The 14,240-nt window shown below is 49.7% G+C and carries 2 protein-coding genes; both read right to left on the bottom strand.

From position 1 onward, the window contains the following. Positions 1-5: 5 nt before the first annotated feature. Positions 6-1,016: a PorP/SprF family type IX secretion system membrane protein gene (locus ABDW33_RS09240; RefSeq protein ID WP_343689772.1), complete on the bottom strand. Its 1,011-nt coding sequence runs from the start codon at positions 1,014-1,016 to the stop codon at positions 6-8. A 69-nt stretch (positions 1,017-1,085) separates the two neighbouring features. After that, positions 1,086-13,568, bottom strand: coding sequence for a gliding motility-associated C-terminal domain-containing protein (locus ABDW33_RS09235; protein WP_343689771.1), 12,483 nt, complete (start codon positions 13,566-13,568; stop codon positions 1,086-1,088). Between the last annotated feature and the right edge of the window lie 672 nt (positions 13,569-14,240).

Raw genomic sequence — 14,240 nt, 5'->3', positions numbered from 1 at the left:
TTGTTTTACAACCGTGGGCATATGAAGTATTCCTCTCCATATACTTTTTTCTTACGGCTGATGAAAGACAGGGAGATTTCGAAACTGTTGCTGCCATTAACCAGTCTTCTCAGGTTAGAAGCGTTCACATCATAACTGAGGCCCAGTACAAAATTTTTAAAGTGAAAACCGGCAAATGGAATGGCTGAATCATTCCAGCGATAGTTGCCACCGATGAGGAAGTCGAAGTCCTCATTTACCAGGAAAGACCCATATACACCTGCCACTATTTCTTCTGCATTTCCCTGTCTCATATACATACCATTTGGTGTAAAACTCAGCAGATCATTCACCTTGATGCGGGTACCACCATGTGCCAGATAACGAACAGGCAGTTTTCTGTTGGCCCCAGTCACGAATGGATCTACGGGCTGTGTGAGGTGACCGGCGGATACACCTACAAATGGATTGAACTGATGATTGGGATTACCATCAAAGAACATGGCACCTGCTGCCGCATCAAATACATTTGACGAAGTGGTATTTATATTCTCCCCACTTGATTTGGATGGGTCAAAGCCGATCACAGGATCGTACTGGCTACCCAGCTGCCATTTTGAAGGATCAATACGACGGTTGATCATCCCGGCCTGTACCCCAAATACCAGCTGGCTGGTACCAGTAGCACCGAAACGCACCCCTCTGTAAGAGAAGCTGGCCATCCCATTGAAGTAATTGTAACCGGCGTCACCTGCTTTCATGTTCGTAACATTGATACCAATCCCTACATTGTTTGCAGCGGCAGCATCGAATGAGAAGCCCATTGTAGCGAAAGGTTTGCCAATATTTACCCATTGGTTGCGGTAATTGGCGCTGGCCCGGTAATCTCCGTCGATCACACCTGTCAGTGCAGGGTTCAGCCACAACGGATAGGCATAGTACTGAGAAAAATGGGGATCAACCTGCGCCCTGGTTACTCCCGGCAGGAACGCTGCAGCCGCCATTAATACAATAGCGAGTATATTCTTATTCTTCATGGGAAGAGGTTTATCTTTTGATATTATTAACCGGGATAGTGTCTGTCACTATCCCGGTATCTGTGTTAGTTATCGTACAATGGTTACAGTACCCTTCCTGTTCACAACAGTACCATCCTGCAGGGTAGCTTTCAGGACATAGATATACACACCCACCGGCTGTTGTGTGCCACTCATCGTACCATCCCATCCTCTTCCCTGATCACGGGTTTCGAAGACCAGCTGACCATACTGGTTGTAGTAGGTCATGATAATGGATTTGATGGTATTGCCATATACATAGTGGATATCATTGAAGCCATCGCCATTTGGTGTGAACACGTTTGGTACAAAGACCTTGTTACCCTGCGGGTTCTTCGCTTCACCAGTTACTGCATTGGACAGTGCACTTGTTTCGCAGCTTTCGCTACCCAGTGCCCGTACCTGTATGGTCACTGGCTGACCAGGGGTGAGGCCATATACTGTATGTGTTGTACCTGTGCTGCCGGAGCTAGGAGCGGTGAAGTTTGCGCCATTGCTGGTCGTCACTTCATAGCCGGTTGCCCCTGCTACAGGATCCCATGTGAAGGTCACAGCATTGGTAGTTGTGAGCGCGGTATCCACACTTACGACTGGTGCGTCCAGCGGTTGCAGTACGGTTACTGTAGCAGCTACGCGTGTACCACTTGTACAACCGCCTGCAGACGCTACTTCTACGTAGTATGTAGTTGTTGCTGTGAGCGCAGGTGTGGTGAAGGTTGCACCCGTTGCTACGGCTGTACCACCGGTGGCTGCGGTATACCAGCTGAAGGTTGCACCCGTTGTTGTTGAAGTGGCAGTCAGCGTTGCTGAACTGTTCGGACAGATGCCCGCTTCATTGCCGGATACGACTGCATTGTTGCCAGGTGCACCTATAGATACTGTTACAGCAGTGCGTGTATTGCTTGCACAACCATTTGGATTTTGTGCTTCTACATAGTACATGGTAGTACCGGTAATAGCAGGAGTTATAAAGGTAGATCCGGTGCCTACTGCTGTACCTCCGGTGTTTGTTGTAAACCACTGGTAAGTGAGCGACGCATTTGGATTCTGTACCTGCAGCGTTGCTGAAGTACCTGCGCAGGTTACAACTGCTGCATTGGCCACAACTGGCGCAGCTGGAGTTGCATTGACTGTTACGGGCACTGAGGTGCGGCTTACACTTACACAACCACCGGTCGCTGCTTCTACATAGTAAACTGTATTAGCGGTGAGGGCAGGAGTGGTGAAGTTAGCACCTGTGAATACCGGTGTACCACCGGTAGCGGTTGTATACCATTTATAAGCAAACCCTGAAACCGGATTGGTTACCGCGAGTACAACTGTATTGCCTGAGCAAACTGTTGCACCGCTTGTTGCTACCGGCGCGTCAATTGTATTGGTGATCGTCACCATCACACCTCTGCGTGCAAGACTGCTACAACCGGAACCGTTCAGTGCTTCTACATAGAAGGTAGTATTCGTGCTGAGGGCGGCAGTTGTATAATCAGGCCCGGTAGAGAGCAGGTTACCACCAGCCGGCGCATCGTACCAGCGATAAGTGAGTGATGCATCAGGATTCAGTACGGAGAGGGTAGCAGTACCGCCTACACATGTTGTTACGTTTGCAGACACCACATCAGGCGTTGTTGCAGAGTTATCTACTACAAAGCTACCTGCTGTGCGTGTAGTACTTATGCAACTTGTACCGATCATCGTCTGTACATAATAGGTTGCATTTGCCGTAACAGCAGTTACTGTGTATACAGGACCGGTGAATACAAGTGTACCACCGCTGGCAGCATCGTACCATTGGTAAGTTGCACCTGCCTGTGGATTCAGTACGGACAAAGTGCCATCATTGCCAGCACATACTTTTACACTGCCAGACACCAGGGTTGGTGCATCGGGCGAAGTGCCGACTGTCACCGTTGCACTCACTCTTGCGCTGCTGCTACCACAACCTGATATTGTACTTACAGCTTCTACATAATAAGTAGTTGTTGCAGTTAATACCGGTGTGGTGAACGTAGCTCCTGTGAACACAGGTGTACCACCGGTAGCAGTTGTATACCAGTTATAATCTATACCGGAAGTGGCAGATGTCACACGCAAGGTGGCCGTTGTACCGGAGCAGGTGGTGATATTATTTGATTCCAGTGTTGGTGTTGGAGCTGTGTTGGATACAGTTACACTTACGCTTTTTCTTGTTGCACTGTTACAGTTACCATTGGTAGCTTCTACATAGTAGGTAACATCGGCATTGATAGCAGGTGTTGTAAAGCTGGACCCGGTAGATAGTACAGTACCACCAGTGGCTGTAGCATACCAACGATACGTGAATGACGCATCAGGATTTTGTACGGAGAGCGTGGCAGTGCTACCCTGGCATACGCTTACAGCAGCTGCGGCGACTGTTGGTGCTCCTGGCACATTGTCAACTATAATACTGCCGGCTGTACGGGTTGTGCTTACACAGCTTGTACCGATCAGCGTTTGTACATAATAAGTAACGTTTGCTGCAGGTGCTGCTACTGTATATACAGGACCGGTGAATACCAGCGTACCGCCATTTGCAGCATCGTACCACTGGTAAGTAACACCTGTCTGTGGATTCAGTACAGACAATGTAGCATCGCTACCTCTACATACTCTTACACTACCGGATACCAGTGTTGGTGCATCAGGAGAAGCGCCGACAGTTACAGTAGCGCTTACCCTTGCACTACCGCTGCCACAACCTGCAGTTGTTACAGCTTCTACGTAGTAGGTAGTTGTTGCAGTCAGCACCGGCGTTGTGAAGGTAGGTCCGGTTGATACTGGTGTACCACCGGTTGCTGTAGTATACCATTTATAATCTACGCCGGTAGTTGCAGATGTTACACGCAGGGTAGCGGTGGTACCGGAGCAGGTAGATACATTATTTGATTCGAGCGTAGGAGTAGGGGCAGGCGTTGCTACGAGCACGCTAACTCTTGCTCTTACAGCACTTGTACAGTTGCCATTGGTAGCCTCTACATAGAAGTCTGTATCCGTGTTGATGACAGGTGTAGTGAATGTAGTACCTGATCCGAGCGATGTACCACCGGTTGCGGTGCTATACCAACGATAGGTGAATGAGGCATTTGGATTCTGTACAGCGAGAGAAGCAGTGTTACCCTGACATACGCTTACAGCAGCAGCGGTCACTGCTGGTGTACCTGGAGACGCGAGGGCTACTACGCTGGCTTTCGTGCGGCCACCAGTGTTCACACAACCGCTGGTGTTCACCGCTTCTACATAGTAGTCTGCGCTGGTTGTTACATTCCTGATAGTAATGGTCGGACCTGAACCAATCAGGGTACCTGCTGTAGCAGCATCATACCATTGGTAGGTAACGCCACTTTGCGGTGCGGATACAGACAGTATTGCATCCTGACCGGTACATACATTTATGCTACCTGCGGTTACGACCGGTTGATCCGGATTCAGCGCTACGTTTGCAGTAGCAGTTACTCTTGCAGTACCAGCTGTACAACCTGATGCGGTATTCACTGCTTCTACATAGTAAACGGTAGATGTAGTGAGTGCACCTGTTGTATAGGTAGGTCCGGAGAACACTGGAGTACCACCGGTAAGCGTGGTATACCAGTTATAAGTGATACCGGTTGTACCGGATGTAACAGTGAAGGTTGCCTGCCGGCCAGCACAAATATCAACATTGTTCGCCTGCAGGGTTGGCGTTGGAGCACCTGCGCCAACAGTGACAGTAGCTTTCACTCTTGTAGCGAGTGTGCAGCTGTTGTTGCTGGTTTCTACATAAAATGCAGTATCTGCGGTAAGCGCATTGGTTACATATGTAGTACCGGTGAACAACAGGATGCCACCTACTGGTGCACTATACCACCTGGTGGTGATATTGGAACCGGTTACGGTAGCGGTAAGGGTAGCCGTTTTGCCTGAACAGATGTTTGCATTGGTGACTGTAGGTGCGGTAAGAGCCGGCACTACATTCACAGCTACAGAAACCCTGTTCGGGTTCGCACAACCATTAGACGTACGTACTGCCTGTGCATAATAGGTAGTATTCGCAGTCAATACCGGTGTGGTAAAGGAAGGGCCATCGCCCACCTTTGTACCAGCGGCATTGTACCATTCTATAGATGCTATAGCGCTTGCTGTTGCAGTGAGGGTAGCGGTTGAACCACTACAGATGGTGATGCTTCTCACAGCTACCACCGGTGCTGATACCTGGCGGGAAGCGTAGTATACGCGGAGGTTTACCAGCGCAGAGATCACACCACCCCTGACCTTCACCTGTACACGGTCGTAAGTACTACCGGGGGCAAATGCGACCATGAATTTATTGCTACCACTCAGTAATGACACACGGAGGTTGCTGCTATTGAGCAGGAGAGCATCATTATTTGCAGTAGCACCATTGGCGCTGGATATTTCTATCGCGCCCAACAGTGCGGCATCCAGCACCTGTGCAGGCAATTCCAGCACCAGTCTTACGCTATCACCTGCGGTGGCAGCGTTCGGGAAGATGAGGGATTGCTGTACGCTGCCGCTGCCTGCAGCCAGTGGTACTGACAGCAGGGAGTAGTTATCTGTATTTGCATCTGTTGTATTCGCAGCGTCCTGTACAGAACACAATACACAGATAGCTGTAGTGCTGTTGGTTTGAGCATTTGCGAAGTCGCACGCAGTATTGGGCACTACAGTTACAGTGAGCGGTATAGCGGTACGCTGACTACCACAGGTAGCTGAATCGGCTACAGCTTCCACGTAATAAGTGATATCGCTGGTCAGTGCCGGTGTAGTAAATACGTTACCTGTGAAGACAGGAGTACTGCCTGCAGCATCAGTATACCAGTTATAAGTAACACCCGTAGCAGCAGGAGATACGGTCAGCGTAGCAGTCTGCCCGGATACTACCTGGCCACCGGCAGGTGACACATTTACCGTTGGTGCTGCCGGAATAGCATTCACCTTGACAGTGACAGCAGTTCTGGTGGCGCTTGCGCAGATACCTGCTGCCGCTTCTACGTAATAGGTAGTAGTGGTATTCAGTACCGGCGTATTATAGATAGCCCCTTCAAATATAGCGGTACCACCAGTAGGTGTAGTATACCAGCGGAATACCACGCCATTGGTTGGACTGGAAGCTACCAATTGTACACTGCTACCAGCACATACTTCAGCAGTACCGGGTGTTACGGTCACGACTGCAGGTTGTGTAATGACATTCGCAGTCACCATCGTGCGGGTCGTGTTTGAACAACCGGATGCATTTGACGCTTCTACATAGTATACGGTAGTAGTATTTAAAGCAGGTGTTGTAAATGAATTACCGGTGAAGATAGCTGTACCACCGGACAATGCGGTGTACCAGCGATAGGTTACACCAGTTGCCGGTTTCACATTGAAGGTAGCTTTACTACTACTGCAAATGGTGATGCTGGTCGTATCGAGTACAGGTGCATCAGGTACCGGATCTACCACAGCGGTAACAGGTACTCTTACTGGATTTGGACAGGTCAGGCTTGTTTTAACAGCCTCTACATAATAGGTAGTGGTGGTGTTCAGCGCGGGTGTCTGATAGCTGGTACCTGTGAAGATGGATGTACCACCTACAGCAGTTGTATACCAGCGGAAGCTTACATTGGAAGGACCTGTTGCCAGAAGCGTTGCACGGTTACCAGCGCAAACAGTGTCTCCGGTTACAACAGGTGCTCCTACCAGCCGGCTGGCGTAGTGAATGTTCACCGCACTCAGTGCAGTAGCCAGGCCGGAGTTGAGGCGAACGACGATCCTGTCGAACAGGCCTTTAGGTTTGAAGCCGACCAGTGCCTGTGCGTTACCGCTGAGCAGGCTCACATTTACGCCTGCCGCATTCAGTGCTACAAAGTCGTTATTTGAAGTAGCTCCATTGTATGAGCCTATCTGTATGGTGCCTAACAGACTTACATCAGCAAGGGAGCTGGAGAAGGACAGGCGTACCTGTACGCTGTCATTCAGTTCGCTCACCTGCGGGAAAATCAGGGTTTGCTGTACATAACCACCAGTCAGGCCCAGGATCACATGCAGCGTAGAGCTGCTGCTGGTACTGTTATCTACAGACAACGCAGGATTTTCTACATAGCAACCTATGCAGATACCATTCGCATTGTTGGTTTCTGCGGTAGCTGCATCACAAGGCACATCATTATTGCCCGGAAGTACAGTAGCGGTGACTGATACGCGGGATGCGCTCTTACAACCGGCAGCATTTACGGCTTCCACCGTATAGGTAGATGTAGCAGTAAGGGCCCCTGTATTGAACACGGCTCCGGTAAAGATAGAATCACCGGCAGCGTTATACCATTTATAGATCAGGTTCGTTCCGGTAGCATGAGCGGTGAAAGTAGCGCTCTGACCACTGCTGATGGAGGTACCCATCGGAGTTACAGTGAGTCCTGTCGGTACTGCATTCACCGTCACAGCTACACGGGTCCTTGTTGTGCTGATACAACCATTATTATCTGCTTCCACATAGAAAGCAGTATCGGCTGTCAGTGCATTTGTTGTATAGTCTGGAGTAGATGCCAGCAGGGTACCACCTGTAGGAGCAGTATACCAGCGGAAGGTGGCTCCCGAAGGTGCAGTTGCCAGCAGGGTGACCTTGTCGCCGGCACAGATATTCTTAGCAGCAGCAGTTGGTGCTGCTGGTGTATTACCTACGCTCACCAACACTGGTACCCTGGTTGGGTTTGAACAACCGAAGCGACTGGCTGCTGCATAATAAGTAACGGATGCATTGAGCGCAGCAGTTCTAAATGTATCGCCGGTAGCTACAGCAGTACCACCCACTGCACTGGTAAACCAGGCAATGTCAGCATTGTTGGCAGATTTGGCGATGAGGGTAGCGGAATTACCACTACATACATTTACTGCAGATGCAGATACGTCAGGTCCTGGCGTCACCACGGCCGCGAAATATACATTTACAGAAGTAACAGCCGTCAACAGACCATTGATACTTACCATTACCCCATTGAAGGCTTTGGTGGAAGGTATGGTCACTCTGAATTTGTTGCCTGTGGTAAGGAGGGTGAGGCGGACCAGGTTATCAGAGAGATAACGTGCATCACCGTTAGCAGTAGCGCCATTATATGTTTCTACCCTGATACCACCCAGCAATGTAACGTCTGCTACTTTACCAGGCACTTCCAGGTCCAGCGTAATGCTATCACCGGCAGGGTACGTATTGTTATACCTTAACAGCTGACCGACATAGCCCGCAGCATTTAAGGTAGCGTTGATAGTAGATGCAGAGTTTGCATTCTGATCTACTGCCAGGGCAGGATTGCTTACAGCGCACAACAGACACACTCCACTGATAATAGGACTTTGCTGTGAAGTAGCATAGCTACATGGTGTTGGCTCTGTAGGCAGGTTAATATCTACCCTCACAGCAGTGCGGGTAGCGCTGGTACAACCATTCACCGGATCTTTTACTTCCACGTAATAGATAGCAGCTGCAGTGAGTGCACCTGTTGTGAAAGTGGTGGAATTTGATCGCAGTAAGTTGCCACCTGCCGGTGCATCGTACCAATTATATTGATATGCAGGATTAGGACTCAGTACAGAGAAAGTAGCCGTCTGACCGGAATTGATCGTTTGAGTAGCCGGGTTTACCAATGGCTGAGGCAAACCTACTATTACATATACAGCTTTACGCACAGGGTTTGCACAACCGCTGCTGGATACGCCTTCTACATAGTAGATGGCATTGGTAGTTGGTGTGACTGTATAGGTAGCGCCGGTAGACAATGCTGTACCGCCTGTGGGCTGGCTATACCAGCGGAAGGTAGTACCAGGGCCCGTTGCGCGGAGTGTGGCGGGCGCACCGGCACATGCATAAACCGTATCTTTTTCAACGGTAGGTGTGCCTGCAAAGATCTGTGCAGAATATACCTTCAGCGCGGTGAGGGCGGTAGCCAGGCCATTCAGCCTGATATTCACCCGGTCATAAGCCGCTCCCGGAGCGAATGTATAAATCAGGTCGCGGTTACCATTCAGCAATTGCAGGTTCAGGAGGCCACTGTTCAGGGACACGGCGTCATTATTAGCAGTCGCATTATTAGAAGATGATACCTGGATACCGGCTAACACGCTAAGATCTGCCAGACCTGTCGTGAAGCCCAGCTTGATCCTTACGCTATCCCCCTTTACACCTGGTGCAGGGAAGATCAGGGATTGCTGTACATAGGAACCTATGCCCAGTATGGTATGGATCACAGATGCAGTGGCCGTACTATTGTCAACTGCGGAATCCTGTTTTTCTACATAGCAACCGACGCAGATACCACTGGTGGTAGAAAGTTGCGAAGTAGCTCCACCACAATCTATATCTCCTACAGGTGCAGGGCCACCTGTGCCATTCAGTGTGATAGCTACCGGCGTACGCAGGCTCTTACAATTTGGATTGCCCAGGGCCACCGCTTCAACATAATAAGTAACATTAGCAGATACCGGAGGTGTGGTAAACTGAGCGCCTACATATACAGGGGTACCGCCAGCGGGTACAGTATACCAGTTATACTGATAAGCAGCATTTGGCGATACAACATTGAATGTTGGGGTGGCGCTTTCTGCCACAGTAGCAGTAGATGGAGTTACATTCACACCAGGTAAACCCACTTTTACCTGTACAGGAGTGCGTTTTTCACTTCCACAACTATCAGCCCCTACGGCTGCAACGAAGTAAGTAGTGTCTTTGGTCACTACCGGGGTAGTGAAGGTAGTACCATAGCCAACGGGTGCACCTCCTGTAAAGGTGGTATACCAACGATAGTTATAGCCATTCTGGCTAACGGCAGTTAAAGTAGCAGCAGTACCCGTACATGCATATACAGTTGGTGCAGACACCTGGGCGATTGGGGTCACTACCTGTGCATAATAAACATTGTACGAGGCGAGTGCCGCCAGTAAACCATTGATGCGAATTTCGACACGATCGAAATCTTTGGTAGCGACGAATGTATAAGCAGATTGTTGTACTCCATTTAACAGGCGGACAGAGAGCAGAGCAGGATTCAATGCTATCATATCTGCATCAGCGGGACGTGCGCCGTTACCGGTACCCACGCTTAAACCAGCGAGCAGCGTTGCATCGAGCAGGCCAGTGGATGTACCGAGGCCAATACGGATAGAGTCGCCAGCTTTCCCTGATTTAGGGAATATCATATCCTGGTAGATTGTTGCGGCCAGGCCTACGTTGATACGCAGGTTGGATGCAGTAGCCGGAGAAGCATCCACGGCATTGTTTGCATCTGACACACCACATAAGAGGCAGAGTAAGCCAGTGATGCCATTGTTTTGAGTAGTAGCTCCGCTACAACTCAGGGGACCATTGCCGGTAGTATCCGTTACATCTACAGTTACAGCGGTACGTACAATGCTGATCAATCCATCGGTAGGAGATAATGCTTCTACATAGTAAGTCTTGTCAGCATACTGTGGTGGTGTTGTGAAGGAGCTACCGGTATGCACAGGAGATCCGCCTGCAGGCACCTCATACCAGTTGAATATGGCATTTGGAATACCTGGGATATTTGCGTTAAGAGTAGCAGTTTCACCGGCATTGATGGTAGCGGGGCTTGGTGTTACCGTAACCGGGATCATCGCCGCTGCTTCATAAATATATAGTGCGTTATCTACAGCAACAAGGCTGCTGAGATCTATGGTGGCTGCGTCAAAACTCTTTGTAACAGGAATGGCAATGCGCACTTTGCTGATGGTATCGCGAGCTAAAAGCTCCAGTGTTAAAGCTGAGGCATTCAATGGTGTGCGGTCATTATTGCTCACGTTATTCAGGGAAGTAGTTACTCCTATACTGCCCAGCAGAGAAGCATTGGCAATCGGATCACCTTTTACGCCCAGCGTCAGGATGATGCTGTCGCCTGCATGATAAACACCCGGGAAGGTGATTTTCTGCGCCACAGCAGTAGCAACGCCCAAAGGCAGTGATAAACGGGAAGCCGTAGTCGTATCTCCATCTATTGCCAGCAGGGGTTGTTGTACACTACACAGTGCACAGGCCACGCCGGTAGTAATAGGGGAGGTCTGGTCGGTACCGTATGTCCATAATGGACCGTTGCCACCACCTATAGTAACAGGAACGGCGGTGCGGGTAAAACTGGAATTACCTGCAGGATCTTTCGCTTCGACATAATAGGTCGTATTGCGGATGAGTGCAGGTGTGGAGTATGCACCGGTGCCGGTGAATACGGGCGTACCACCGGTAGGGGAGGTGTACCAGTTGTAAGTAGGATTGGATATCCGGATAGCAGGTGTTAAAGTAATGCCGGTGTTGTACGCAGTTTTTGCCGGATTGGGCGTCACTGATACGGGGATCATGGCAGCTACTTCGTATAATTTGAGAGAGCCGGATACGCCCAGTAATCCGCCAAAGTCTACCTTCACGCCATCGAAAGTTTTGGTAGCGGGAATAGTGACTTTGAATTTGCGGGCATTGTTCAATCCAGCACCCAGCAACTGCAATTTAACAACCGGGTTATCCAGGGAGCGGGTATCATTATTAGATATTGCAGGACCTGCGATGCTGTTCTGGTAAGTGGTAACTGAAACTTTGGGCAGTACAACAGCCGCCAGGTTTTCAGTAGGGGCTTCGAGGAACAGGACGATGCTATCGCCGGCCTGGTATACGCCGGGGAGTTTAACCAGTTGTCCGACAGTAGACAAGACACCTAATGGTACTGTCAATGTAGCGGCAGTAGTCGTATCACCATCAGCGGCGAAGGCAGAATCAGTAACTGTACAGGCGGCACATGCAACCCCGCCTGTGATGGGGCTTTCCTGATCCTGGCCATAGCTCCAGATTGTACCGGGGCCACCGGCCACCTTGATGGTAACAGGAGTTCTGACATAGCTACTCAGGTTATTGACAGGATCATATGCTTCCGCGTAGTATGTAGTTGTCCTGGACAGTGCGGGCGTAGTAAACGGATTGCCGGTAGCTACAGGAGATCCACCGGTTGGGGTAGTATACCATTTGAAGGTAGGCGTACTTACCCTGGTATCAACGCTGGTGGTCAAAGTTTGTGAATTGCCTGCAGTGGTAGCAGGGGCCGCGGGAGCAACTGATACCGGAATGACGGCAGCTGCCTCATAAATCCGCAATGCACCGAAGGCGGTGAACGCGGTGCCAAGATCAATTCTTACACCATTGAAATTTTTGGTCGCGGGGATTGTTACGCGCACTTTGGGCGTGTTGCCCAATCCCAGACCAGCCACCTGCAGGTGGACCAGGCTATTATTTAAAAATACGGGATCATTATTAGAAGTGGTACCAGCGTAGGTAGTAACCTGGATGGCTGATAGTGCAGCAACGGAAAGTAACTGACCCGGTACATCCAGGTCCATCACGATTGCATCACCGGCTTTGTAGTTGCCGGGGAATGCGATAAACTGTCCAATGCTGGACAGGGCGCCTACGGGCATGGAGAGTGTAGAAGCGGTAGTAGTATCACCGTCAACGGCATTTTCCGGATTGTCGACAGTACATAGTGCACAGGCGACACCGTTAGATAGTGCGCTTGCCTGTCTGTCGCCATACATCCAGAGCAGACCTGCGCCGCCCCCTACCAGTACCTGGACAGGCGTACGAACGGGGCTTACCAGTCCATCTGCCGGATTGGTTGCTGCTACATAAAAGGTGGTAGTCCGATTTAAAACAGGTGTAGTAAAGTTAGCGCCGCTGCCGATAGCGGTACCGCCGTCTGGTTCGGTATACCATTGGAAGGTCGCATTGGGGATACGTGGTAGTGCAGCGGATAGGGCAACAGTGCCGCCTGTGATCACTGCCGGGGTGGCGGGGGACACAGTTACGGGTTGAAATGCGGTTGCTTCATACACGCGAAGGGCGCTGAAAGCTGTGACAACAGCTGAAAAGTTCAGTTGCACTTCATCGAAGGTATGAGAGACAGGGATGACTACGCGGAATTTGGGTGTGCTTCCGATACCGAGTCCCAGGAGGTCTACTCTTACAATGCTGTTGTTCAGTGATATGGCGTCATTATTGCTCACGCCGGCATTGAAGGTGTTAACAGATATTGCGGAGAGCAGGGAAAGGGAAACGTTTTTGTCAGGGATTTCGAGGTCGAGGGCGATTGCATCGCCTGCCTGATAGGTACCTGGAAAAGTGAGTTGAAGTCCCACGCCGCCGATAGCGCCGACGGGCAGATTCATGGTAGCGGCGGTGTTGGTGTTTCCATCCACTGCGTTGGCAGCATCACTCACATTGCAGGCGGCGCAGGCGAGTCCGAACGTGACTACGGTTGGATTGGTAGCACTGCTCCACAGGGGGCCATCGGCGAAGTAGGCGCTGGAAGTAAGCCAGTGCTGCCATGGCAGCTGCTTTCGCGATACGGGCGCGTAGGGATGTTGCGCGGTATATGCCTGCAACCAAGACAGGGCATAGTTATTTATTATGTCGTTGCTGTAGTTGGCAGCGACAGGGACTGAAGTCTTCTCTGCAAAGGAGACTCCTGCCGGCAACCCAACCATGCAAAGACATGAAAAAATAATAAGGATAAAAGCTCTTAGGGAGCTTTTAAGGGTAGCGTTAAAATGCATAGAAATCAATTGGTTCGGGTTATAAAGCGTGTATGTTTTTCACAGTTATTGTTTCCATTCTCGTTTTTCCAGGATTTCAGGTGAGCGATGCATCACATTGAAGATGGCGGCCAGGGAGCGACCATTCAACGGGGAGCACAGCGCATGTATGTATGAGTCTATGCATTGGCACGGTCATGAAGGGGAGGCAGCAATAAAGATGATATGGTCAAAAAAGGGGTAATCTGATTCGGTTGATACATTAAGAACACACAATTTTAAAACCCATCGGTCAGAATACGGTACGAATTTATGTTGATAGGGCGGTAAACCAGCTGTTCTTTTCGTTCAGTATTTGAACGATATTCATTTTATTCATTAGCACAATTTGAAAATCTTTTTATCCATTCCTTTTAACTCAATCAAGCCATAACTGTAGAGGTGTGATTAACAGTTGATTTAGTTGGCAGTACTAATAATCAACTGAGCATCAAATAAAAAATATTTTTAAACAGAAGTCCGGCTGATTATTCTATAACCATGTTTTACAACCCTTTTCAAATTACATTCATTAATATATGATTTGTTCATTTTGTTCATTTTCTTGTCAAAAAATCTAAACTA

The organism is Chitinophaga sp. (assembly GCF_039596155.1).
Lineage (GTDB): Bacteria > Bacteroidota > Bacteroidia > Chitinophagales > Chitinophagaceae > Chitinophaga.
The sequence above is the reverse complement of the archived record's forward strand: the minus strand, read 5'-3'. Positions and strand labels throughout refer to the sequence as shown.